Origin of the sequence: Amycolatopsis echigonensis, from assembly GCF_014174495.1 — a bacterium.
Lineage (GTDB): Bacteria > Actinomycetota > Actinomycetes > Mycobacteriales > Pseudonocardiaceae > Amycolatopsis > Amycolatopsis echigonensis.
The window spans coordinates 53,910-78,527 of sequence record NZ_JACJHR010000040.1 but is presented as its reverse complement, the minus strand read 5'-3'; the positions used below and the strand labels follow the sequence as shown (position 1 = coordinate 78,527).

The 24,618-nt window shown below is 70.0% G+C and carries 20 protein-coding genes; 9 read left to right on the top strand and 11 right to left on the bottom strand.

What is annotated here, in order from left to right; translation table 11 throughout:
• Positions 1-219: 219 nt before the first annotated feature.
• Positions 220-1,278 (bottom strand): NAD(P)H-dependent flavin oxidoreductase, encoded by a 1,059-nt coding sequence (locus H5411_RS26045; protein ID WP_183125314.1) that lies wholly within the window; start codon positions 1,276-1,278, stop codon positions 220-222.
• A 15-nt stretch (positions 1,279-1,293) separates the two neighbouring features.
• Entirely contained in the window at positions 1,294-2,052 is a 759-nt protein-coding gene (locus H5411_RS26040) for an enoyl-CoA hydratase family protein (RefSeq protein ID WP_183125313.1), read from the bottom strand.
• 90 nt (positions 2,053-2,142) lie between these two features.
• On the opposite strand from H5411_RS26040, the gene H5411_RS26035 reads away from it, so the two are divergent.
• From H5411_RS26035 to H5411_RS26020, 4 genes are read left to right on the top strand one after another with little or no spacing between them, the layout of a single operon-like run.
• Positions 2,143-3,051 carry an SDR family oxidoreductase gene (locus tag H5411_RS26035; RefSeq protein WP_183125312.1) on the top strand — a complete coding sequence of 303 codons (909 nt, stop codon included), beginning with the start codon at positions 2,143-2,145 and terminating at the stop codon, positions 3,049-3,051.
• Positions 3,048-3,833, top strand: coding sequence for a MaoC/PaaZ C-terminal domain-containing protein (locus tag H5411_RS49035; protein ID WP_183125311.1), 786 nt, complete (start codon positions 3,048-3,050; stop codon positions 3,831-3,833). The genes H5411_RS26035 and H5411_RS49035 overlap by 4 nt, the downstream gene beginning before the upstream one ends.
• Before the next feature lie 32 nt (positions 3,834-3,865).
• Positions 3,866-5,497: a steroid-24-oyl-CoA synthetase gene (gene casG, locus H5411_RS26025; protein WP_183125310.1), complete on the top strand. Its 1,632-nt coding sequence runs from the start codon at positions 3,866-3,868 to the stop codon at positions 5,495-5,497.
• A gap of 15 nt (positions 5,498-5,512) precedes the next feature.
• On the top strand, positions 5,513-7,183 hold the full coding sequence (locus H5411_RS26020) for an AMP-binding protein (RefSeq protein WP_101439202.1): 1,671 nt from the start codon (positions 5,513-5,515) through the stop codon (positions 7,181-7,183).
• Here H5411_RS26020 and H5411_RS26015 read toward each other — a convergent pair whose 3' ends face one another.
• Positions 7,184-7,789: a TetR/AcrR family transcriptional regulator gene (locus tag H5411_RS26015; RefSeq protein ID WP_167442056.1), complete on the bottom strand. Its 606-nt coding sequence runs from the start codon at positions 7,787-7,789 to the stop codon at positions 7,184-7,186.
• Positions 7,790-7,842: 53 nt separating this feature from the next.
• Positions 7,843-8,439: a TetR/AcrR family transcriptional regulator gene (locus H5411_RS26010; RefSeq protein ID WP_183125309.1), complete on the bottom strand. Its 597-nt coding sequence runs from the start codon at positions 8,437-8,439 to the stop codon at positions 7,843-7,845.
• Between the two features lie 61 nt (positions 8,440-8,500).
• Between H5411_RS26010 and H5411_RS26005 the strand changes: the two genes are divergently transcribed.
• Positions 8,501-9,376, top strand: coding sequence for an oxidoreductase (locus H5411_RS26005; RefSeq protein WP_101439205.1), 876 nt, complete (start codon positions 8,501-8,503; stop codon positions 9,374-9,376).
• A 4-nt stretch (positions 9,377-9,380) separates the two neighbouring features.
• On the opposite strand, the gene H5411_RS26000 is transcribed toward H5411_RS26005, so the two are convergent.
• Positions 9,381-10,241: an alpha/beta fold hydrolase gene (locus H5411_RS26000; RefSeq protein ID WP_183125308.1), complete on the bottom strand. Its 861-nt coding sequence runs from the start codon at positions 10,239-10,241 to the stop codon at positions 9,381-9,383.
• A 97-nt stretch (positions 10,242-10,338) separates the two neighbouring features.
• Positions 10,339-10,671 carry a VOC family protein gene (locus tag H5411_RS25995; protein ID WP_101439207.1) on the bottom strand — a complete coding sequence of 111 codons (333 nt, stop codon included), beginning with the start codon at positions 10,669-10,671 and terminating at the stop codon, positions 10,339-10,341.
• 783 nt (positions 10,672-11,454) lie between these two features.
• Here H5411_RS25995 and H5411_RS25990 point away from each other — a divergent pair.
• From H5411_RS25990 to H5411_RS25980, 3 genes are read left to right on the top strand one after another with little or no spacing between them, the layout of a single operon-like run.
• On the top strand, positions 11,455-12,981 hold the full coding sequence (locus H5411_RS25990; protein ID WP_101439208.1) for a Re/Si-specific NAD(P)(+) transhydrogenase subunit alpha: 1,527 nt from the start codon (positions 11,455-11,457) through the stop codon (positions 12,979-12,981).
• A gap of 19 nt (positions 12,982-13,000) precedes the next feature.
• On the top strand, positions 13,001-14,419 hold the full coding sequence (gene pntB, locus H5411_RS25985) for a Re/Si-specific NAD(P)(+) transhydrogenase subunit beta (RefSeq protein ID WP_183125307.1): 1,419 nt from the start codon (positions 13,001-13,003) through the stop codon (positions 14,417-14,419).
• A 14-nt stretch (positions 14,420-14,433) separates the two neighbouring features.
• Positions 14,434-15,408: an NADPH:quinone oxidoreductase family protein gene (locus H5411_RS25980; protein WP_183125306.1), complete on the top strand. Its 975-nt coding sequence runs from the start codon at positions 14,434-14,436 to the stop codon at positions 15,406-15,408.
• Positions 15,409-15,412: 4 nt separating this feature from the next.
• Here H5411_RS25980 and H5411_RS25975 read toward each other — a convergent pair whose 3' ends face one another.
• The 3 genes from H5411_RS25975 to H5411_RS25965 form a co-directional block, all read right to left on the bottom strand.
• Positions 15,413-16,246, bottom strand: coding sequence for an MmyB family transcriptional regulator (locus H5411_RS25975; RefSeq protein ID WP_183125305.1), 834 nt, complete (start codon positions 16,244-16,246; stop codon positions 15,413-15,415).
• Between the two features lie 53 nt (positions 16,247-16,299).
• A complete protein-coding gene (locus H5411_RS25970) occupies positions 16,300-17,175 on the bottom strand; it encodes an NADP-dependent oxidoreductase (protein WP_183125304.1) in 876 nt (291 codons plus the stop codon).
• A gap of 135 nt (positions 17,176-17,310) precedes the next feature.
• Entirely contained in the window at positions 17,311-20,316 is a 3,006-nt protein-coding gene (locus H5411_RS25965) for an AfsR/SARP family transcriptional regulator (RefSeq protein ID WP_246369229.1), read from the bottom strand.
• Between the two features lie 58 nt (positions 20,317-20,374).
• Here H5411_RS25965 and H5411_RS25960 point away from each other — a divergent pair, with 58 nt between their 5' ends.
• Positions 20,375-21,553, top strand: a complete 1,179-nt coding sequence (locus H5411_RS25960; protein ID WP_183125303.1) for an MFS transporter — start codon at positions 20,375-20,377, stop codon at positions 21,551-21,553.
• An 88-nt stretch (positions 21,554-21,641) separates the two neighbouring features.
• Here the strand turns inward: H5411_RS25960 and H5411_RS25955 are convergent, their stop codons facing one another.
• The gene (locus H5411_RS25955; RefSeq protein ID WP_183125302.1) at positions 21,642-22,139 is read right to left on the bottom strand and encodes a GNAT family N-acetyltransferase; all 498 of its coding nucleotides are present in this window, start codon (positions 22,137-22,139) and stop codon (positions 21,642-21,644) included.
• A gap of 44 nt (positions 22,140-22,183) precedes the next feature.
• Positions 22,184-23,551, bottom strand: a complete 1,368-nt coding sequence (locus H5411_RS25950; RefSeq protein ID WP_183125301.1) for an aspartate aminotransferase family protein — start codon at positions 23,549-23,551, stop codon at positions 22,184-22,186.
• Positions 23,552-24,618 lie beyond the last annotated feature (1,067 nt).

Below are 24,618 nucleotides of genomic sequence, written 5' to 3'. Positions count from 1 at the left end.
CGGCTGCGGTTTTGGGGGTGGTGTGGGTGCTGGGTGGGTTGGGTGCGTCGGCTGCGGTTTTGGGGGTGGTGTGGGTGCTGGGTGAGTTGGGTGCGTGAGCTGCGGTTTGGTGGGCGCGGCGCGGGATGGTTCGTGAAGGGCCCCTTGAGGGAATCAAGTCGGTGAAGGGTTCTGCGCGGGCGGCGGCGGGTCGTGAGTGGCTCCTTCACGGGCCTCCGCTCAGTCCAGCAGTGCGCTGGTCGCTTTCAGGCGTTCCTGTGCCCCGTCCACGATTCGGGTTACCAGTTCCGCGCAGCTTGGCAGGTCTTCGATCACCCCGACGACCTGTCCGGCTGCCAGCATTCCGGCTCGCGTGTCGCCTTCTACCAGACCGGCCTTGAGCAGCATGGGGGTGTTCGCGGCCAGCATCGTTTGGGTCCACGTCCGGTCGCTGCCGCGCTTCATGCGCAGGCCGTCGGCGAGCAGGGAAGGCCAGGACTGGCCGCTCAACCGCTTGAAGTCCTTTGTCCGGCGCAGCGTCCGGGCCATTCGCTGCACGAAGCCTTCCTTCGTGAGGCTCTCGATGAACGGCGTGCGCAGCAACCGATGCGGCATGCCGTCGGCTTTGGCGGTCACGACGGTGCCGTCCAGGCCGAAGCTCAGGTAGGTGCGCTTGATTTCATCCGGCACCGCGCTGTCGCTGGTGAGCAGGAACCGCGTGCCCATGCCGATTCCGGCCGCGCCGTACGAGAGTGCTGCTGCCAGGCCGCGGCCGTCGAAGAAGCCTCCGGCGGCGACTACTGGGATGTCAACTGCGTCCAGTACGGATGGCAGCAGCAGGGTGGTGGCGGTCGGACCGGTATGACCGCCGCCTTCGCCGCCTTGCATCATCACCAGGTCCGCGCCCCACGAGGCGACCTTTTCGGCGTGGCGGGCGGCGCCGACGGTGGGCATGACGACCACGCCGTGGTCCTTGAGGCGGGCGATCAGGTCCTTTTTGGGCGCCAGTGCGAAAGATGCCACCTTGACGCCGTGACGGATCAGCAATTCGGCGCGTTCCGTCGCGTCCCCGGCGTCGGCGCGCAGGTTTACGCCGAAGGGATTGTCCGTGCGCTGCTTGACTTCCTTGATGGCGTGGTCGAGTTCGTCGTAGGTCATCGTCGCGGAGGCGAGGATGCCCAAGGCTCCGGCGTTGGCGGTCGCGGAGACCAGGCGCGGACCGGCGACCCAGCCCATGCCGGTTTGCACGATCGGGTGGGCGACGCCGGTCAGCTCGGTGAGCGGGGTGCGGAGAGGCATGGGTCTCCTCGAGGGTCAGTCGGTCAGCGGGCGGCCGGTCGCGACGAAGGCGTCGCGGTGTTCGTCGGCGGCCCCGATGAGGTTGAGTTCGAAGGTGTAGCCCTGTTCGTACCGGTAGCTGCGGTTGACGTCGATCGGGTCGATGCCGTTGAGCGCGGCTTTGGCGGCCCGGATGACGCGCGGGTCCTTCGCGGCTACCTCGGCGGCCAGGGCGAGCGCGGCGTCGTGGAGGTCGGCGGCGGGTACGGTTTCCAGCACCGAACCGTGTTGCACCAGGTCGTTCGCCGCGATGGTGCGGCTGGTGAAGTACAGCGTGCGCATCAGGTGCTGGGGGACCAGGCGGGCGAGGTGGGTCGCCGCGCCCAGCGCGCCGCGGTCTACCTCGGGGACGCCGAAGTACGCGTCGTCGGCGGCGATGATCGTGTCGCAGTTGCCGACCAGTCCGACGCCGCCGCCGAGGCAGAAGCCGTTCACCGCGGCGATCACCGGCACGGCGCATTCGTAGATCGCCTTGAACGCCAGGTAGCAGCCGCGGTTCGCGCCGACGAGAGCGTCGTAACCGGCGGTGCGCTGCATTTCCTTGATGTCGACGCCGGCGTTGAAGCCGCGGCCCTCGGCGCGGAGCAGGACGACGTGCACCGCCGGGTCCTCGCCCGCCTCCCGCACGGCTTCGGCGAGACGGAACCATCCGGCGACCGGCAGGGCGTTCACCGGCGGGTAGTCCATGGTGACCACGAAGGTGCCGTTGTCGTGGAGCTGCGTGGAAATCGTCACGTGCGTTCCTAACCTAGCGATTGCTTGGTAGCCTAACACTTGCTTGGTTTACGGGGAACCGCTCCGGACCGGTCGACGAACGGAGATGATGTGAGCGGGATCTTGGAGGGCCGGGTCGCGATCGTGACCGGGGCCGGCCGCGGACTCGGGCGCGAGCACGCCCTGGAACTCGCCCGGCAGGGCGCGCGCGTCGTGGTCAACGACCTCGGCACGTCAGGCGCGGGCGAGGGAGCGTCCGACGGTCCGGCCGGCGAAGTGGTCGAAGCGATCCGCGCGCTGGGCGGCGAAGCGGTGGCCAACGGCGCCGACGTCGCGAACTTCGCGGCTACGGAAGCGTTGGTACAGCAGGCGGTCGACGAGTTCGGCGGGTTGGACATCGTCGTGAACAACGCCGGCTTCGTGCGCGACCGGATGATCGTGACGACCAGTGAGCAGGAGTGGGACGCCGTCGTCGCGGTGCATCTCAAGGGCCATTTCGCGCTGATGCACCACGCCGCGGGGTACTGGCGTGCGGAGGCGAAAGCCGGGCGTACGCGGGCGGCGCGGATCGTCAACACCACCTCCGGCGCGGGTCTGCAGGGCAGCATCGGCCAGGGCAGCTACAGCGCCGCCAAGGCCGGAATCGCCGCGTTGACGCTGGTCGGAGCCGCGGAACTCGGCCGGTACGGGATCACGGTGAACGCGCTGGCCCCGGCCGCGCGCACGCGGATGACCGAGGGTCCGTTCGCGGCTCAGATGGCCGCGCCGGACAGCGGGTTCGACGCGATGCACCCGGGCAACGTGTCGCCGATCGTCGCGTGGCTCGCCAGCGAGGACGCCGCGGACGTCACCGGCCGCGTGATCGAGGTCGAGGGCGGCCGGATCTGCGTGGAGAACGGCTGGAGCCACGGCCCGTCCCGCGAACGGGACCGGCGCTGGACCGCCGCCGAAGTCGGTCCGGCCGTGCGCGAACTGCTGAAGGAAGCTCCCGAGCCCGAACCGGTTTACGGGGCGCAGTGACCAGCCCCGCCGAGTGGAAAGGCCGCGTCCTCGGCGAACGCACTGTCGCCTACACCGACCGCGACCCGATCCTCTACGCGCTCGCCATCGGCGCGCGGCCGGACGAACTCGACTTGGTGTTCGAGGACCGCCTTCGGGTGCTGCCGCCGTTCGCGCTGACGCTCGCCCAATGGGCCCCGGACGTCCTCGGCTCCGCCGGTGCGTTCGACATCGGCAACGCCGTGCACGGTTCGCAACGGTTGCAGGTAGTGAAGCCATTGCCGACCGCGGGCGAGATTTCCCTGCGGGCCCGCGTTTCCGAGGTATGGGACAAAGGCAGTGCGGCGGTGTACGAGGTGGCCGTGGAATCGGACTGCTTTGTCGCGACGTGGTCGTTGTTCTGCCCCGGAATCGGCGGTTTCGGCGGCGAACGCGGGCCCGGCCGTCCGCCCGCTTTGGACAGTCCCGACTGGACTGCGGAACTGTCCACTGCGGACAATCAAGCCCTGCTCTGCCGGCTGCTGGGGGACCGGCACCACATCCACGTCGACCCCGCGGCGGCGGCCGGAATCGGCCAGCCACGCCCGATCTTGCCCGGCTTGGCCACCCTGGGCGCGGGTGCGCTGGTCGCGGCCCGGCAGGCCGGCGCGCATCCGGCGGACCTGACGGCGTTGGAAGGACGTTTCGCCGCACCGGTGTTCCCTGGCGAGGAGCTGCGGGTGGAAGGCTGGTCCGACGGCGGATTGCGGATCACGTCGGAACGCGGCCCGGTGGTCGACGGCGGACGGGTCCACTTCGGATAGAGAAACGCACACCACGCAAGGGGAGGCGACCGATGACCGATCGCGACGACATCATCGCTCGGCTGACCGCGCCGGGCGCGGAGTTCGAGATCCGGTCGGAACCGGCCGCGGGACGTCCGGCGACGGTGTTCGCGCGGCGGCACCGGTGCCTCACCGAATTGCTGGAAGCCTCGCGCGCATTCGGCGACCGCGAGTATCTGGTCACTGTGGACAGTCGGCTTACCTTTGCCCAGCACTACGACCAAGTTGCCGCTCTCGCAGCGGTGTTGCGGGTCGAATACGGGGTCGGGCGCGGGGATCGGGTCGCGTTGTGCGCGGCGAACTGTCCGGAGTGGATAGTCGGATTCTGGGCGGCGGTTTCGCTCGGCGCGATCGCGGTCGGGCTGAACTCGATGTGGGTCGCGCCGGAGGTCGCGCACGGCCTCGACCTGACGACGCCGAAGGTCGTGCTGACCGACGCGGCCCGGAAGCCGCTGGTCGCGGACCGGTGCCCGGTGCTGGAGTTCGGCAGCCCCGAATACCGGGACCTCCTCGACCGCCGTGCGGGCACGCAGCTGAAGCCGGTGCCGGTCGACGAGGACGACCCGGCCGTCGTCCTCTTCACGAGCGGGACTTCCGGCCGTCCGAAGGGCGCGACCCATTCGCACCGCAACGTGCTCGCCGCGGTCTGGTTCCACCTGTTCAACGACGCGCTCGCCGCCGAATTCGGCTATCCGGCGCGGGATCGCCGATTCCTCCTGGCCACGCCGCTGTTCCACATCGCCGCCCTGCACAACCTGGCCGTCGTACGGCTCGCGGTGGGCGACACCGCCGTGCTGTACCAAGGAAAATTCGACATTCACCGAGTGCTGGACCTCGTGCACAACGAGCGGATCACCAACTGGGGCGCGGTCCCGACGATGCTGTCCCGCCTGGTCGAAGCCGATCTCTCCGGCTACGACCTCAGCACGCTCACGTCAGTCTCGGTCAGCAGCGCGCCGTCGACTGTCGAGCTGAAAGACCAATTGCGAGACGCTTTGCCCAGCGCCGCCGCCTCGCTCAGCACGAACTACGGCCTGACCGAGTCCTCGACCGCGGCCACCCTCGCGACCCCCGCCGAAGTCCTCGCCGACCCGGACACCGCGGGCCGCCCCGTGCCGAACATGGAAGTGCAGATCCGAGACACCGAAGGCCGTCCCGTCCCGGACGGCACCGACGGCGAGATCTACCTCCGCGGCCCGCAGGTGATGCTCGGCTACTTCAACGACCCGGCCGCGACCGAGGCCGCGTTCACCGAGGACGGCTGGTTCCGGACCGGCGACCTCGGCCAGCTGCGCGACGGTGCGCTGTTCGTGCTGAGCAGGCGCAGCGACCTGATCTTGCGCGGGGCGGAGAACATTTACCCGGCGGAGGTGGAGGAACAGCTCGCCGGACACCCAGCAGTGGCCGAGTGCATCGTGGCCGGGCTGCCGGACGCGGACTACGGCCAGATCGTCGCCGCGAAGGTCGTGGTCCGGGCGGGGTCCGAAGTGGACGCTGACGAGTTGCGGGGTTATCTCGGCGAACGGCTCGCCCGGTACAAGGTGCCGACGGCCTGGTTCCTGACCCGGGACCCGTTGCCGCGCAACGCGACGGGGAAAGTCGTGCGGCGGCTGGTGCGGTGGGAGCAGGGGCCCGGCTGCTGACCGGAGGAGGAGCCGATGGAAACGTTCGCGGAAGTCGTCCGGTCCCGGCGCGGGGACGCGCACGAAGGACTGCGGTTCGAGGGCCGAAGCTGGACGTGGGACGAAATCGTCCGCGAGGCCGCCGTGCGGGCGTCGCTGCTGCGCACCTTCGATCCCGGGCCCGGCCGGACGCAGCGGCACGTCGGGGTGCTCCTGGAGAATCTCCCGGATTTCGTGTTCTGGATCCTCGCCGCCGCGGTGACCGGCGACGTCCTGGTCGGCATCAACTCCACCCGGCGCGGCGCGGAACTGGCGGCCGACATCAGCCACACGGACGTCGACGTGCTGCTCACCGAACCGCTCTACGGGGCGGAAGTCGCGAGTCTCGAGCTGCCGACCGTCCGTCGGGTTCTCGACGTGGAGTCGGCGGAGTACCGGGACCTGCTGGCCGAGCACGCGGGCGCGGACCTGCCCGCGTACATTCCGGATCCGGCGGCGATCCTCCTGCTGCTGTTCAGCTCCGGCTCGACCGGTACGCCCAAGGCGGTGATCTGCGGCAACGGCCGTCTCGGCCGGTTGACGGACGCGCTGGCCGAGCGCGTCTCGCTGCACCGCGAATCGGTCACCTACCTGTGCTTGCCGCTGTTCCACGGCCACGCGATCATGATGAACCTCGCCGCGGCGGCGAAGGTCGGCGCGACGATCGTGCTGGTGCGGAAGTTCTCCGCGGCGCAGTTCGTCCCGGATCTGCGCGCGCACGGCGTGACGTACTTCAACTACGTCGGCCGGGTGCTGAGCTACCTCGTCGCGCAGCCGGAGCAGCCGACCGACGCTGACCCCCGGCTGGAGGTCGCCTTCGGCTCGGAAGCCGCGCCGGGCGAGGCTGCCGAATTCGGCCGTCGATTCGGCTGCGAAGTGCGGGAAGGCTACGGATCGAGCGAGGGCGGAATCCGCATCGTGCCGGACCCGGACGGGCCGCCGAACGCGCTGGGCAGGCCCGCGCCCGGAATGCGCGCGGAAATCCGCGATCAGGACAACCGGGAATGCCCGCTCGCGGAATTCGACGAGAACGGCCTGCTGCTGAACGCCGAGGAAGCGACCGGCGAGATCGTCGCGGTGGGGCGCGGGAAAACGTTCGAGGGCTACTACCGCAATCCCGCCGCGATGGCCGAACGGCTGAAATTCGGCGGCGAGGACTTCTGGACCGGCGACCTCGGCTACCGCGACCGCGACGGCTACCTGTACTTCGCGGGCCGGGCGGCGGATTGGCTCCGCGTGGACGGCGAGAACTTCGGCACCATCGCGGTCGAGCGGATTCTGGGCCGCTACCCGCCGTTCGCGGCGGCGCACTGCTACGGCGTGCCGGACCCGCGGACGGGCGACTTACTCATGGCGGCGGTGGTTCTCGCTGAGGATGCCGCGTTCGACCCGGTCGATTTCGACGAATTCCTTGTCGAGCAACCGGATCTCGGTACGAAATGGCGTCCGACGTTCGTGCGGATCATCGACGAGGTTCCGGTCACCGGCAGCGGCAAGGCGGACAAGGCACCCCTGCGCGCGCTGGGCTGGGAGGGCGACCGGGTCTGGTACGCGCCGAGCCGGAGCAGTCCGTACCGGCTGCTCACCGCTGAGGACCGACGCGGGCTGCGGGCCGAGTTTGCCGCGCACGGCAGGGAGAACTTGCTGCCCGCGGTGTCCCGGCGCTGATCACTGTGGCGGCAGGCCCCGCGCGATTCCGGCGAACACCTCGCGCAACGTCGCCGGAACGTTCTTGTCCAGGCTTTCGTCCAGAAACCGGTTCAGCACCGTGGTCATCGCCGCGATCGCGACGTCGGACACCAGTTGCGGATACAGTTCGCCGGCCCGCGTGCCGGTGCGTTCGGCGATCGCCTTGACCAGATCGTCGGTTTCCACGCGCGCCAATGCGGTGCGCATTTCCGGCGTCGCACTCCACGCCTGCACCGCGCTGAGCTGGTCGGACGCGGGCTGTCCGTACGGCACTCCGTCGACGCGCAGCGGTTCGATGAGCGCTTCGGCGAGTGCGGTCCACAGCGGTTCGTCCGCGGGGCGCTGGCGCAGCAGTTCCGCGCTGAGCCGGATCCGGTGCTCCTGCCGGTAGGCGACCGCGTCGTATTTCGTGGCGAAGTAGTTGCTGAACGTCCGCAGCGACACCCCGGCCCGCTCCGCGATGTCCTCGCGGACGACTTTGTCTGGACCTCTCTCGTACATCAGCGCCACTGCGGCATCGCTCAGCGCTTTGCGCGTGTCGAGCTTCTTGCGTTCTCGCAAGCCGAGCGGTCGTTGGTCAGCCATGCCGACCACGGTATCCAATTGTCCGCCGCATTCGCGCGGCCAACCGGTTTTCGTTACGGACGAGCGCCGCGCAGGAACTGTTCGACGGCGGTGTCCACAAGTCCGTCGAGCGATTCCGGCGGAACGAGGTTGCCGTTGCGCAGCGTCGCGATTCCCTGCAGCGTCGCGAACAGCACCACCCCGATCCGCTCCGGCGGCCCCTCCTGCAACGCGCCCTGCTCCTGTCCTTCGACCACCAGGTCGTTCATCAGCCCGAACGGCGCTTCGGCAGCCTGCACGATCCGGTGCGCGCCGGGGCGATGCTTGCTGGTGTACATCAGTTCGAGCAGCGCCGAGTTCTCGGTGGCGAAGCGGGTGTACGCCTTCGCAGCCGCGCGCACGCGGCCCGGGAAATCGTCCGCGGTTTTCAATGCCGTGCGCAGCGCGTTGTCCAGCCGGGCGAACCCGGCTTCGGCGAGGGCGTCGAGCAACGCCTGCCGGTCCGGGAAGTGCCGGCGCGGCGCGGCGTGGCTGACGCCGATCTCCCTGGCCAGGTCGCGCAGCGACAACTGATCGGCCCCGTGCGCGCGCAATCCGCGTTCGGCCGCGTCGAGCAGGGCGGTGCGGAGGCTGCCGTGGTGGTAGGGGCGGTCTTCGGGCTGGTCGGGCACCCGCCGAGTCTAGCAGCATGTTTCCGTTGACAACATTGTTGTCGCTGTCTACTTTGAAGGCATGGACCTTCAGGTGGAAAACCAGAACGGCCGCACCGCCGTGATCACCGGTGCGAACAGCGGACTAGGCCGCGAGACAGCCGCGGTGCTGGCCGCCAAGGGCGCGCGGGTGGTGCTCGCGGTGCGCAATCCGCGCAGCGGCCGCGAGGTCGCCGACCAGCTTCCCGGCGACGTCGAAGTGCGCCGGCTCGACCTCGCCGACCTGGCGTCGGTCCGCGCGTTCGCCGCGGAGTTCACCGAGCCGATCGATCTGCTGATCAACAACGCCGGCATCATGATCCCGCCGCTGTCGCGCACCGCGGACGGCTTCGAATCGCAGTTCGGGACCAATCATCTCGGTCATTTCGCGCTGACGAACCTGCTTCTGCGGCAGATCCGCGGCCGCGTGGTGACGGTTTCGTCGAATGGGCACCGCGCGGGTTCGATCGATTTCGCCGACCTGAACTGGGAACGCAGGCGGTACAACGCGGTGGCGGCCTACGGGCAGTCGAAACTCGCGAATCTGCTGTTCACCGCCGAACTCCAGCGGCGGCTGACCGAAGCCGGTTCTCCGGTGCTGGCGACCGCCGCGCATCCCGGCGCGGCGGCGACGAACCTCCTGAAGGTCAACACGCCGGTGGTGTCCTCGCTGGCGAAATTCGTCACTCGCCTGGTCGCTCGAACTCCCGCGCAAGGCGCTCTGCCGACGCTTTACGCCGCGCTGGCCGACCTTCCCGGCAACAGCTACGCGGGCCCGCGCGGTTTCCTGCCGAGCCGCGAGGAACCGAAACTCGTGGGGCGGTCGGCGAAAGCGCGGGACGGCGAGGTGGCGCGTCGTTTGTGGACGGTCTCCGAGGAGTTGACCGGGGTGCGCTTCCCGCTGGCTGTTCCGGCCTGACCGGTTATCCCGGAACCGCACCGGTTTCGGTCAGAAACGCGGTCAGTTCCTTGGCCAGTCGTTCCGGCTGGTCTTCCGGGATCAGCGTGCCGCTGTCCGGGATCTCGACCAACCGGCTGTCGGGGAACAGGTCGACGAGCCTGCGTCCGTGGTCGGCGGGCATCATCCGGTCCTTGCCCGCCCAGACGACCAGAACCGGCCGGTCGAACGACCGCAGCCGCTCGGTCCATTCGAGCAGCACCCGACGCGGCGGGGTTCCGGTGGCGAATTTGACCATGTCCCGGCGAATTTCCTTGTCCCGCAACGCCGGGGCGAACCAGCCTTCGAGAATGTCGTCTGGGACACGGCTTTCGCACATCGCGCCGTACGCGGCCTTGGCGTGCCGGTAGAACGACGTCCGGGTGGCTTGGGCGTGCAGCCACGGCCCGCCGGGCAGCCGGAGCAGGTTCACGACCGGCCGCGCGGGTTTGGGCGGGAAGTTGTCGAACGCCTCGCAGGCGACGAGCGCGAGCCGTCCGACCCGGGCGGCGTGCTCGGCCGGTGCCAGCCCGTCGGCGACGAGGAATTGGCCGCCGCCCCAGTCGTTGAGCACGATGGTCGCTTCGTGCAGGTCGAGTGCGGCGAGGAATTCGCCGAGCAGCCGCGCGACGCCGAACTGGCTCAGGTCCGCGTCGGGACGCATCGGGGCGAGGTGCGCGCCGAGCGGCAGCGTGGGCAGGAGGCAGCGGTAGCCGTCGAGCAGCGGGACGACCTTGCGCCATTGCGTGCGGGACATCGGGAAACCGTGCCCGAACACCAGGACCGGGCCGGCGCCGCCGGTGTCGGTGTAGTCGATCGGCCCTGCGGAGAGCTCCACGCGCGGCATCGGGCCTCCTCGGGTCTCACGACTAGAGCGATCATTCTAGTCGCGAGACTAGGCCGGTCCGGTCCGGCCGGTCAACCCGGGCCGCAGGGGAAGCGGATCACTTGCCGCTGAAGACGACGCGGTTTCCGTCCGGGTCGGCCAGCGGCAGAATGCGCGCGCCGCCACCGGGTTGCGGTCCGTCATGGGGGACGCCCGCCTTCGTTGCCCGCGCGGCGGCCGCGTCGAGATCCGTCTCCTCGAAGACGACCGTCGATCGCCCGGCGCGGTCGGGTTCGGACCACACCTGCAGCCCGAACGTGTCGCCGAGGTGCCATTCCAGCAGGCCGGGCATCGGCCGGGCGTCCGGACCTCGATCGAACAGCGCGGAGTACCACTCCTCGGCGCGCTTGAGCTCGGAGACGGTGCACTGGGCGAGTACTCGGCGGATCATGACTTCCCCTTCGAAGTGGTTGTCATCTGCAAGCGCTTCCAGGAGACCACAAGTGATAGCGAAGTGCAAGCACTCCCGTGCGGACGGCGGGGATCCCGTCGTATTCGGCCGGGAAGCGAAGAATGGCTGCTGTTTCGCCGAAAATCGCGGAAACCCTGCGGCGACACCGAGAAGGCCCCGCGCTCGACGGAGCTGATCGAGCGGTCCCCGGAAACGAACGTGTCCCATGTGGACTTGGCGGCGCGGATCATGGGGAACACGCTGGAACTGCTCCTGCACAAGCTGATCACCCGCTGGATCTGCCCGCGTTCGAGGACGAGCTGACGGCCATGCTGACCCGCTATGCGACCGCGGGCTCCGAGCGGAGCAGCCGGCTGTGCGCCGCCCAGTCGGCTGACCCGGTGCGTCCGCTTGTCAAGTGGCGGACATCACGATGGACGTCGTGATCGATCCGGCAGCGGCCCCCGTGGCCACGTCCGGGGCGACGAAGGCCCGGGACCGGCGAAGCGGTTCAACCGGGTAGTCGGCGGTTTCCCGGCCCAGTGCCGTCGCCCGGGAGCCGGTGCGCGCGACCCGGCCGCCGCGGCCGTCCAGGGCTATGACCGTGATCTCGTCGCACTCGCTGCCGAAAAAGGGCCTCCGGTTGGCTGCCGGAGGCCGGGCGGCATGGGAGTATCCAGCGCATCTGTACCTGAAGCGGGCGAAGTCGGACCAGGTGGCGACCCAAAACGCCGTCAGGGCCCGGCCGGCGGATCTTCCGCGAACGAGCGGGAAGGAGGCGGCATGCTGATCGGGGTGCTCAAGGAGGCCCAACCGGGGGAGACGCGCGTCGCGGCGACCCCGGAAACGGTGGGCAAGCTGCGCGGGCTGGGTTACGAGGTGGCGGTCGAGCCGGGCGCGGGGCTGGCGTCGGGATTCTTCGACGAGGCCTTCGCGGAGGCAGGCGCGACGGTCGGGCCGATCGCGGATGCGGAGATCGTGTTCGGGGTGAACGCTCCTTCGTCGGAGCAGCTGGACGCGGTGAAGCCGGGGGCGACCGTGGTGAGCCTGCTGGCTCCGGCGTTGAAGCCGGAACTGGTCGAGGATCTGGCGAAGCGGCCGATCACGGCGCTGGCGATGGACGCGGTGCCGCGGATCAGCCGCGCGCAGTCGCTGGACGTCTTGAGTTCGATGGCGAACATCGCCGGGTATCGCGCGGTGGTGGAGGCGGCGCACACGTTCGGGCGGTTCTTCACCGGGCAGGTGACCGCGGCGGGGAAGGTCGCTCCGGCGAAGGTCCTGGTCGTGGGCGCGGGTGTGGCCGGGCTGGCCGCGATCGGCGCGGCGGGAAGCCTCGGTGCGATCGTGCGGGCGACGGACCCGCGTCCGGAGGTCGCAGATCAGGTCAAGAGCCTGGGCGGGGAGTATCTGTCCATCGAGGACCCGAACGCCGAGGTTTCGGCGACGGGGTACGCGAAGGAGATGGGCGAGGACTACAAGGCGCGCGAGAAGGAGCTGTACGCGACGCAGTGCCGCGAGGTCGACATCATCGTCACGACGGCGTTGATCCCGGGCCGTCCGGCGCCGCGGATCATCACCGCGGAGATGGTCGCGTCGATGAAGGCGGGCTCGGTCATCGTGGACATGGCCGCGGCGAACGGCGGCAACGTCGAGGGCTCGGTCGCCGGGGAAAAAATCGTCACCGAAAACGGGGTCACGATTCTCGGCTACACCGACCTCGCGGGCCGCCTTCCGGCGCAGGCCTCCCAGCTCTACGGCACCAACCTGGTGAACCTGATGAAGCTGATGACGCCGGAGAAGGACGGCCGGCTCGTGGTCGACTTCGACGACGTGGTGGTCCGGTCGATCACGGTGGTGCGCAACGGCGAGCTGACGTGGCCGCCACCGCCGGTGCAAGTCTCCGCCGCCCCGCAGAAACCCGCGGCGGCGCCGGAGAAGAAGGAAGAGCCGGAGAAACAGCCGATGTCCTCGGGCCGCAGGCTCGGGATCGTGCTGGGGATCGCGGCGGTGTTCCTGCTGCTGGCGGCGCTGGCCCCGGCGGCGCTGCTGCCGCATCTGACGGTGTTCGCGCTCGCGATCGTGATCGGCTACTACGTGATCGGGCACGTGCACCACGCGCTGCACACGCCGTTGATGTCGGTGACGAACGCGATTTCCGGGATCATCGTCGTGGGGGCTCTGCTGAACCTGGTCAGCGGCAACACGGTGGTGGTCGTGCTGGCGGCGGTGGCGACATTGCTGGCGACGATCAACATTTTCGGCGGGTTCGCGGTGACGCGCCGGATGCTCGCCATGTTCTCCCGCAGCTGACCCGAGAGGCCTCCTTCAGATGACTGTGCACACTGCGAGCCAGGCCGCCTACATCGTGGCCGGGCTGTTGTTCATTCTCGCGCTGGCCGGGCTGTCCCGGCACGAGACCGCGCGGGTCGGAAACTACTTCGGCATGGCCGGGATGGTCGTCGCGCTGATCGCGACCATCGCGCAGGCGGTGTCCGGGGAGATCACCGGCACCTCGATCGCGTTGCTGATCATCGCGATGGTGATCGGCGCCGGGATCGGGTTGCGCCGGGCGGCGGTGGTCGAGATGACCGGGATGCCCGAGCTGATCGCCCTGCTGCATTCGTTCGTCGGTCTCGCCGCCGTGCTGGTGGGCTGGAACGGCTACCTGCAGGTGGAATGCGACCCCTCCGGCGCCGAGTCGCGTCACCTGGAAGCGCTGGGGACGCTGGGGATCCACCACGCCGAGGTGTTCATCGGCGTGTTCATCGGCGCGGTGACGTTCACCGGGTCGATCGTGGCGAACCTGAAGCTGTCGGCGAAGATCAAGTCCGCGCCGTTGATGCTGCCGGGCAAGAACTTCCTGAACCTCGGCGCGCTGGTGCTGTTTGTCGCGTTCACCGCGTGGTTCGTCGTCAGCCCGCACCTGTGGCTGCTGGTCGTGGTCACCGTGCTCGCGCTGGCGCTGGGGTGGCATCTGGTCGCCTCGATCGGCGGCGGGGACATGCCGGTGGTCGTGTCGATGCTCAACAGCTACAGCGGCTGGGCCGCGGCGGCGTCGGGGTTCCTGCTGGAGAACGACCTGCTGATCATCACCGGCGCGCTCGTCGGCTCGTCCGGTGCGTACCTCTCCTACATCATGTGCAAGGCGATGAACCGGTCGTTCATCTCGGTGATCGCGGGCGGGTTCGGCATCGAAGCCGGGCCGTCGGGGGACAAGGATTACGGCGAGCACCGGGAAATCACCGCGGAAGGCGCGGCGGAGCTGCTCACCGCCGCCTCGAAGGTGATCATCACGCCGGGATACGGGATGGCGGTCGCGCAGGCGCAATACGGGGTGGCGGAGCTGACCCGGAAACTGCGCGACAAGGGCATCGACGTCCGCTTCGGCATCCACCCCGTCGCCGGACGCCTGCCCGGCCACATGAACGTCCTGCTGGCCGAGGCGAAGGTGCCCTACGACATCGTGCTCGAGCTGGACGAGATCAACGACGATTTCGCCGACACCGACGTCGTGTTGGTGATCGGCGCCAACGACACCGTCAACCCGGCTGCCGCCGAAGACCCGGGCAGCCCCATCGCGGGCATGCCGGTGCTGACCGTGTGGGAAGCGGAGAACGTCGTGGTCTTCAAGCGTTCCATGGCCTCCGGGTACGCGGGCGTGCAGAACCCGCTGTTCTTCCGCGAAAACTCGGCGATGCTCTTCGGCGACGCCAAGGACCGGGTCAACGACATCCTCTCCGCGCTGTGAACCAGGAGAAACGCATGAAAGCCGTACACATCAAGGATCTCGAAGGCCCGTCGACTGTTTCCGTGGTCGAGGCCGACGCCCCTTCGCGCGGGGACGACCAGGTGCTGATCGACGTGCACGCGGCCGGGGTGGCGTTCCCGGATTTGCTGCAGACGCGCGGGCTGTACCAAGTGAAACCGGAGCTGCCGTTCATCCCGGGCGCGGAGGTCGCCGGGATCGTGGCGGAGGCTCCGGACGGCGCGGCGGTTAAGGCCGGGGACCGGGTCGCGGCGCTGCCGTTCCTGGGCGGGTTCGCCGAGCAGGTCGCGTGCGCGGCGGACGCGGTGTTCCCCGTTCCGGACGACCTCGGCTTCGACCAGGCCGCGGCGATTCCGTTCAACTACCTGACCGCCCATTTCGCGCTGTGCCGGCGCGGCCGGATGGCAGCGGGGGAGACCGTGCTCGTGCACGGCGCGGCCGGCGGCGTGGGGACGGCGGTCATCCAGGTCGCGAAGGCGTTCGGCGCGGGCAAGGTGCTCGGCGTGGTGTCGACGCCGGAGAAGGGCGAGACGGCGGTCGCGGCAGGGGCGGACGAATACGTGCTGGCGGACGGGTTCAAGGACGCGGTGAAAGCGTCGACCGGAGGCCGCGGCGTCGACGTGATCGCGGACGTCGTCGGCGGCGACCGGTTCACCGATTCCCTGCGCTGCCTCGCCGCGGACGGGCGGATGCTGGTCATCGGATTCACCGGCGGGTCGATCCCCGAGGTGAAGGTGAACCGGCTGCTGCTCAACAACTTGGACGTCGTGGGCGTCGGATGGGGCGCGTACGCCCTGCCGCGGCCGGGGTACCTGCGGGGGCAGTGGGCGGAACTGCTGCCGAAGCTGGCGGAGGGCGCGATTGTGCCGCCGCTGGGCGGGAGTTACCCGCTGGCCGAGGTGCGCGAGGCGTTGGAGGCCATCGAAAACCGCAAGGCGATGGGGAAGCTCGTCCTGGCCGTGCGTCCATAGTGGACTAGCGGGGTGCGAGGTCCTGGGTGCCGACGGCGGCCAGCAGCTCCAGGTGGTCGCTGCGCGGCGGGGCGGTGAACCACAGGAGGCGCTGGCCGCCGTCCTCGCTGAGCAGGTTCATGCAGTCGAGTTCGACGACGCCGAGCGTCGGGTGCACGAGCCGTTTGCGGTCCGCGCGCCGGACGGCGACCTCGCGTTGGTCCCAGAGGTGCGCGAATTCCTCGCTGCGGGCCAGCAGGGTCGTGAGGAGTTCGTGGGCCAGCGCGTCGCGGCCGCGTTTGGCGATCGCGGCGCGCAGGTCGGCGACGAAGACGCGCGATTGGTGCTCGTGTTCGTCCGGGTGGTACCGCTCGCGGGCGGTGGGATCCGTGAACCGCTGGTAGACGAAGCTGGCCTGGACGCCGTCCCCGGGCGCCGCGGCGCCGAGCAGCGCCTCGGCGAGCCGGTTCTGCACGAGCGGGACGCTGAGGTCGGTCATGACCTGCGCCGGCGTCGCGGTCAGCTGTTCGAGGAGGCTGAGCAGGGCGGGCTGGACGTGCGCGTTGCCGCTTGACGCGGGCGGGAGCGGGCGGCCCGCCAGATGGTAGAGGTGGTCGCGTTCGTCGCTGGTCAGCCGCAGCGCGCGGGCCAGCGCGGCGAGCATCTGCTCGGACGGCTGGGTGCCGCGGCCCTGCTCCAGCTGCACGTAGTAGTCGACCGAAGCGCGCGCCAGGGTGGCGACCTCGTCGCGGCGCAGACCGGCCACCCGGCGGCGCGGCCCGGCGGAGAGGCCGACGTCCGCCGGGCTGATCCGGTCTCGCCGCGACTTGAGGTAGCCGCCTAGTTCGCGCAGGTCCATACCGCCACTATGCCTCCGCGTGATCGGCCGCAGCCAGGCGTCGTCAGCACCACTCAAGCGACGCTGAGCAGGACCTTGCCCCGGGCGTGGCCTTCGCCGAGGTAGGCGAGCGCCTGCGCGCCGTCTGCCAGCGGATACGTGCGGTCGACGAGCACCTCGACCCCTAGTTCCGCCGCCTTCGCCAGCCGGGCCGCGTCCGAGCTGTGGAAGACGAATGTCGCCCCCTCTGCCGGGGCAGGCGTGGTCACGAGCAGCCCGCCTGGCTTCAGGACCTGCTGCGATCGGGCCCCGACCTCGCCGCCGACGGTGTCGAGCACGACGTCGACTCCGTCGAGCCGGCTGTCGAAGGCGACCTGGCGGTAGTCGAGGACCTGGTCCGCGCCGAGCTTCTCCGCGATGGCGACGCCGTCACCGGACGCGGTCGCGACGACCCGCGCGCCGAGCCGCCGGGCGATCTGAACCGCGAAGCTGCCCACGCCTCCGGCCGCGGCGTGCACGAGAACTGTCTGTCCTCGGTGGACGTTCGCGACCTCGACCAGCGCCTGCCACGCGGTCGCGGCGGCGGTGGGGATCCCGGCCGCGGTTTCCAGGCTGATGCCGGACGGCGCGGGGACCAGGTCCGCCGCGTCGATCACGAGCTGCTCGGCGAACGCGCCGCCGTCGACGGGATCGAGACGGCCGATGACCGGATCGCCGAGCTGCCAGCCGGTGCCTGGAGTGGCGACGCGTCCGGAGAAGTCGGTGCCGAGGACATAGGGGAGGGCGGCGGGGAAGTAGTCGTGCATGGCTCCGGACGCGATTTTGAGGTCGAGCGGATTGGCCGCCGCCGCCACGACGTCGACCACGACCTGGCCGGGCCCGGGCACCGGGGCCGGGAGGTCCGCGAGGGTGGCTTCGGTGCCGAAGGCGGTGATGTGCAGTGCTTTCACGGGATTCGCTCCAGTCCGGCCGCCGGGGTGCGGCTCTGGTGCCCAGAGTGCGGCGGCGCGGGCCGGGGAGCTAGGCGGCGGTTGTCCTGGTGACGACGGCACCAGGCTGGTGATTGTCCTATGTGGACATCTCGCTCAGGAGACCAGTCTGGTCGCGTCTTCGACCGACAACCGGGCACCCCGCTCGAATTTGCTGGCGAAGCGGGAGCCGAGAATCGCTTGTACCGCTTCGGTAATCCGGTCCACGTCACCCCGTTCCGCTGCGGGAAGGGGCGCGTCGACACTGCGCCGCGCCGCGTCCGCGGCACCGAGCAGCAGCGCGGCGGATTCCGGAGCCACCGTGCCCGCCAGCCCCTCCAGCGACAGCGCGAACGCACGCGGCTCGTCAAGCATTCGCGCGTATTCCAAGCCCTGCAGGTGATACTTCCTCGCCTGAACCACGTCACCCCGGAGTTCGGCGACGAAACCGAGTTCCGCGTACAGTAAATGATCGCCCGCCGTCGAGGACAAGCCGCGGTATTCGTCGCGGATGCGGGTGAGGCGCTGTTCGGCGGCGTCGAGATCGCCGGAGCGGCGGGCACCCAGCGCGAGGCCCATTTCGGCGTGGATCCGGCCGTAGGTATAGCCGTGGTCGGCCGCGATGCGGAGGGCTTGTTCGTGCAGGTCGCGGGCTCGCGGCCAGTCGCGTTCGAGCAGCGCCAGGCGGCCGAGGCCGGACAGTCTCGCCGAGACTTCCGCCTGCAGGTCCAACTCGCGCGCGATGGCGAGTCCTTCGTGCTGGCGGCGCGCGGCTTCGGCGTAGTCGCCCTTGATTTCGGCGAGCGCGGCCAGCGGCGGGATGGTCTGCAGTTCGCCCCAGCGGTCGCCGCGGCGGCGGAAGATCTCGGCGCTGCGCAGACCGTCCCGGCCGAGTCCGTCGAGGTCCCCGCGGACGAGGCCGAGCATCGCGCGCAGGCCGAGCGCGGCGGCGACGCCCCATTCGTCGTCCTCGGCGGTCGCGAGGGCGAGGGCCCGTGCGTTCACCTCGCGGCTGGCGGCGAGGTCGCCGACGCTGAACAGGCTGTAGGCGCGCAGCCACAGCGCGCGGACGCTGTCCGGCGAATCGGGTACCGGCTGTTCTCCGGTCAGCAGGGCGAACGATCCATTGAGGACAGTGAGCTCCGGATTCGGCCCGACGACCCGGGAAACGGCGGACAGCATCCGGCGGCCTTCGGTGAGCCTGCCGCGCAGCAGCCACCACCAGGACAGCGCCGTGGCGAGCCGCGCCGCCTCGGGGGACGACCGGCAGATCGCGTCGTCCAATGCCGCGCGCAGGTTGCCCGCTTCGACGTCCAGCCGGGTGAGCCAAGCCCGCTGTTCGGCACCGTGCAAGCGGGCGTTCTCGGCGATTTCCAGGTAGTGGCGCAGGTGTCGGCCGCGTGTGGCATCAGGATCCGCCAGCCGCTCGACGGCATACGCGGCAACGGATTCCAACAGCCGATACCGGACGCCGGTCGGCCCGTGCGTGACGGACACGAGCGACCGGTCGACCAGCCGGAGCACGAGGTCGACCACGTCGCCGTCTCCCGCGCAGACGGCTTGGGCGGCGGCGAGATCGAAACTGTCGCGGTGGACGGCCAGTCTGCTGAGGACGGTCCGCTCCGGCTCGCTGAGCAGGTCCCAGCTCCAGTCGAGCACCGCGCGCAAGGTCTGCTGCCGCGCCGGCGCGCCGCGCGACCCCCGGGTCAGGACGGCGAACCGGTCGTTGAGCCGGGCCGCCAGCTCCCGCACGCCCAAGCCGCGCACGCGGGTGGCCGCGAGTTCCAGTGCGAGCGGAAGGCCGTCCAGGCGACGGCAGATTTCGGCGATCGCGTCGGGATCGTCGGCGAAATCCGGGGCGGAGGCGGCGGCGCGTTCGGTGAACAGCCGCACCGCATCGGCGGGCGGCAGCGGTTCCACTGCGAACACGGTCTCGCCCGGCAGTCCGAGCGGTTCCTGGCTGGTGGCGAGAATACGCAGGTCACGGGTGGTGCGGAGGAGCGTTTCGACGAGTTCGGCGGCGGCTTCGACGACGTGCTCGCAGTTGTCCAGGACGAGCAGCGTCCGCCGGTCGCGCAGGGCGGCGGCGAGCCGGTGGAGCGGCGAGGCGGAGTCGGCCGAGTCGCGGATTCCGAGCACGGCGGCGACGGCTTCGGCGAGGTCGGCGGCGGAGCCGCGCACGCCCGCGAATTCGACCAGCCATACGCCGTCCGGGAACTCACCGAGTCCCGCCGTGGCAATCGCCAGCCGCGACTTGCCGACCCCGCCCGGCCCGGTCAGCGTCACCAGCCTCTCCGACAGTCGCGCCAGCCGGGCGAGCGCTTCTTCCCGGCCGATCAGCGGGGTCAACGGCCGGGGCAGATTGCCGCGTGGTTCGGCAGCCAGGCCGGAGTCCTGGCGGAGCAGAGATTCGTACAGCGCGCGCAGCTCCGGGCTCGGGTCGACGCCCAGTTCCTCGGCGAGCCGGGTGCGGAGATCCGTATAGGACGCAAGGGCTTCGCTCTGCCGTCCCCGCAAGTACAGCGCACGCATCTGCGCTGCTCGCAAGCCTTCCCGGAGCGGATGCTGCGCGATGACGTCCGCCAGATCGTCCGCGGGGGAGTAGTCACCCGCTTCGACCTGCGCTTTGGCTCGTTCTTCCACCGCGGCCAGGCGCAGTTCGGACAACCGGTGGACGGCCGATCGCGCGAACTCCTCGTCGGCGAAGTCGGCGAACGCCTCGCCGCGCCACAGATCCAGGGCTTCGGCGAAGCGCGCCGCCCGGGCTCGGGGGTCCGCCGTCGCGCGTGCCTGGGCGACGAGGTCGCGGAACTGGGCGACATCGGAGTGGTCGATCCGCAGCCGGTAACCCGCCGGTTGCCGCTCGACGCCGTCTCGGCCGACGATCCGGCGCAGCTGCGACACCTTGGCCTGCAACGCGCCCGCCGGTTTGCTTGGCGGGTGATCGCCCCAGAGGTCCTGGACGAGGCGGTCCGGGCTGACCGGTCCGCCGTCGTTGGCCAGCAGTGTCGCGAGCAGCGCGCGCACCTTTGCTTCGGGCACGGTGACCGGCGCGCCCGTCTCATTCCAGACGGCGAGCGGGCCGAGTACGCCGAACCGCATGCGTCGCTCCCGTCGCGTCATCAGGCCACCGTCAGTCGATCGTAAACATTCCCGAAGGCCCGGTCCGCACTGTGGGCGCATGAGCTCCACCTCAGCCACCGTCGCTCCCACCGGGCGGCTTCCGCTTTTCGCGCTCCTGTCCCTCGCCACCGCGGTGTTCATCACCAGCCTCACCGAGACGCTGCCCGCCGGTCTGCTGCCCGCGATGAGCGGCTCGCTCGGCGTCAGCGAATCCGCGACCGGGCAGACCGTCACGGTCTACGCGCTGGGCACCGTGCTGACCGCGATCCCGCTCTCCGCGGCCACCTCCGGCTGGCGGCGCAAACGGTTGCTGCTGACCTCGATGGCCGGATTCGCCCTGGCCAACACCGTCACGGCCGTCTCGTCGGAGTACAGCCTGACGATGGTCGCGCGGTTCGTCGCAGGGGTCGCGGCCGGTCTCGCGTGGGCGCTGCTGGCCGGGTACGCCCGACGCCTCGTCGCTCCCGCTTCGCAGGGCCGTGCCATCGCGATCGCCATGGCGGGCATCCCCGTCGCGTTGTGCCTCGGCGTGCCCGCCGGGACGTTCGTCGGCCAGCTCGCCGGCTGGCGTACCGCGTTCCTCGCCATGACCGTGCTCACGCTGGTGTTGCTGGCCTGGATCGGCGCGGCCGTGCCGGACTTCCCCGGACAGCCCGGGGGAGCGCGCCCGAAGATGCTGCCCGCGCTGCGGATCCCCGGAGTCGCGGCGGTCCTGTTCGTCACGCTGGTGTTCGTGCTGGCGCACACCGTGTTGTACGCCTACCTCGCCACCTTCCTCACCGGCCTGGGCATGGGCGACGACACCGACCTGGTCCTGCTGACCTTCGGGCTCGCCTCGATCGCGAGCATCTGGCTCGTCGGCGCGCAGATCCACCGGCGGCTGAGGCTGTTGATGGTCGTCAGCTCACTGCTGGTCGCCGTCGCCGCGGCACTGCTCGCGACCGAGCCCGCGCTCGTGTACGCGGCCGCCGCGTTGTGGGGCCTCGGCTGGGGCGGAGTGCCGACCCTGCTGCAAACCGCCGCCGGAGACGCGGGCGGCGAGTCCGCGGACCCGGTCCAGGCAATGCTCGTGACGCTGTGGAACGCCGCAATGGCCGCCGGCGGCATCGTCGGAGGGGTGCTGCTCGACGCGGCGGGCAGCGCGTCGTTTCCGTGGGCAGTGCTGGTGCTGATGGTGCCGGTGCTAGCGGTGGTCTTGGTCGCGCGACGACACGGTTTCCCGGTGCGGACCGTTTGAGGTCGCGGTCCCTGGCGTCGATTCCGTTGCCGGGCGCGGCGAGATGTACGGCGATCGGCGGGTTTGCGTTGCTGCGTAAGGCGAAACCTTAAATCTTCTTCGTCAGGAAAACCGTCCCGCGAATGTGCTTCCCGAGCGTGTTCGCGGGCGGTTCGGCCACTTCGTACCCGGCGCGCCGGTAGATCGTCAGGTTCCGCTCGCTGCCCGCTCCGGTGTACAGCACCAGACTCGTGGCCTCGGGCGGGGCCTGCTGCTCGGCGTAGCTCAGCAACCACCGCCCGACGCCCTGTCCGGCGAGATCCGGAGCCACCATCAGGCGGCCGATCTCCCAGCGGTCCTCCTTCAGGTGGGCGCGCACCGCCGCGACGAGCCGTCCGCCGATCCGGACTGTCCACACGCGACTGGCTTCGATCCAGCCGCGCACGGTGTCCAGGTCCTCGTGCAGGGCGGGGACATCGAAGGTGTCATTGACGATCGCCTCCGGTACCCAGCAGCACCGTTGCAGCACCAGGAGTTCAGCGGCGTCGCCGGGCTGGGCTTCGGACAGCTGGGCATCGTCGAGCGGCATGGCGGCGAGGTCGGTCACGTCTGGTGATCTTGCGCGCCAGGAAAGGCCCTGTCGACCGAATATCAGTGCGCCTCGCGGGTCGCGGTGTCGAGCGCGGCCAACAGGATTCCGGCGGCCGTCCGCACGACGTCCGCGGTGACGTTGAGCGGCGGCAGCAACCGCACCACGCTGTCGCCGCGTCCGCCCACTTCGACGATGAGCCCGCGCCGCAACGCGTGGTTTCGCACGGCCAGCGCGAGTTCCGACGCTGGTGCGCCGGTACGCGGGTCGGCGAGTTCGATGCCCCACATCAGCCCGGTGCCGCGCACGTCCGTCACCCACGGGTGGCTGGCCAGCGGGGAAAGCAGCTCCTCGAACTGGTGTCCGCGTTCGACGACGTTGTCCAGCACGCTGTCGCGGTTGACGACCTCGATCGCCCGCGCGCCCGCGGCGAAGGCGAGCTGATTGCCGAGGGGGGTGCCGTGCGCGCGAGGGGCCCAGTTGTCGAGGCGTTCGTCGTAGATGATCAGCGAGACTGGCGAGCCGATTCCGCTGAGTGCTTTGGACGCGACGATCACGTCGGGTTCGATGCCGTAGCGCTCGAAGGCGAACCAGGTCCCGGTCCGGCCGCAGCCGGTCCGCAGTTCGTCGACGATCAGCGGGATGCCCAGTTCCCGGGTCAGTTCGCGCACCCGGTGCACGAAATCCGCTCGCGCCGGGACCACGCCGCCGTCGCCTTGCACCAGTTCGAGCAGTACCGCGGCGGGCAGCGGGAGGCCGTCGCCGGATTCGTGCAGCGAGCGTTCGAGCAGGTCCGGGCAGGTCGCCGCGCAGGTGTCGGCATCGGGTCCGGCCGGGCAGCGGGGGCACGAGGAGTACGGCGGGTACTGGGTGCCGGGCAGGGTGCCCGGGCCAGGTCGCCGTCCGGCCGGCCCGGTCAGGCCGAGCGCGGCGTGCGCGCTGCCGTGGAACCGGCCCTGGAAGGACACGACGCCGCCGCGTCCGGTCGCGGTCTTGCACAGCTTCAGCGCGGCCTCGACCGCGTTGGTCCCGGCCGGCCCGCAGAAGTGCAGTTTCATCCTCGAGCGCAGCGCCTCGGGCAGCATCGCGAACTGGGCTTCGGAGAACTCGTCCTTGACCGGGGTCGCGAAGTCGAGCGCGTGGGTCACCTTGCTCAGCTGCGCGGTCATCGCCGCGACCAGTTCGGGATGGTTGTGCCCGAGGGAGAGCACGCCCGCCCCGGCGAGGAAGTCGATGAAGACGTTGCCGTCGGCGTCGCGCACGAAACTGCCCGAGCCCTCGGTGATCGCGATCGGCAGCCGCCGCGGGCCGCCGCGGGCGTTCGGTTCCCGGCGGTCCTGCCGGGCGAGGTACTCGGCCGAGCGCGGGCCGGGCAGATCGCAGTGGACAGCGGGACCGGTGAGCGGCGCGGGATGCGCGAGGATGGTCATCTGGCCTGTTCTCCCCTGGCAGTGGTGGTGTCGCGGCCGGACCCGGCCGCCGGGAGACCGCCCCGTGCGCGGCGGTCTTCCCTCCGAAAAGGGCGTTCGGGATGAACCGTTCCCGCTCGGTGCCGGCGGGGGCCGCCTGGCGCACTTTTTCCCAAACAAACGGAGCAGTGGTTCTCGCGTTTCCTTGCCGGGGCAGAATGCTCCGGTTCCGGCCCGGAGATGCGTTCCGCCGACGGCGCGCGGAGCGTCCGTCATGCGCTTCTCCTCCTTTTCGCAGGGATTCGCGCACCGCCGGAAAAGGGACGGCGGCGAGGAAAACGGCGGGTCGCGGGCAGAGGCGGGAGAGGGTCGCGTTCGGCGCGGCCCTCCCCGGGGTTGCCTCCCTGGAATACCGCGGGGCACAGCGTAGCGCAGCCGTCGTTGGAGGAACGACGCGTTGTCCGGCGGCGGACGGCACCCGGTTCCGGAAAGGAAAGAATCGGCCGGGATGAGGCAAGGCAATGCGCCAGGAGAGTGAACGCGGCGATTTCGCGGAGTTCGCCGTGCTGGGCTGATGGACTGAATCGGCAACGGTGTTCGCGGCGACGCGAAACGGGGCGTGAATATTCACCTTCCGTTTCCGGTGTGTGAATCAGGGGAGGAGGATCGCGGGACGCGATGGTTTCTGGGTGGTCGCGGGATATGCCGGATGAGGAAAATGCCGAGGTTTCCCATCCTTTTCGCCGTCGAGGTTGGGGTGCGGGTGCTGTTTCCGTCGAGGACGGGCGGCGGACGGCGGTTTCAGCGGCCGGACTCGGCGGGGCGGCGGCGGTGGTCCAGACCATATAGGCGGTCTGGCCCGGCGGTCCGCTGGTTCAGACCGCGGTGGCGGCGGATGGCGGGCGCGGGTGCGTCCGGGGGAGCGGGCCTGGTCTGGCGGGATCTGCGCGGCCGGACCGAGGGTCGTAATGGGGGTGAACGAGGTCCGCGGAGGCGTGTTGATCTCGACCGTAATAACGGTGACACATGAAGATACCTAACTATACCGATAGTAAGAAAGTTACCAACGTTGCTAATTTTGCCCGGGT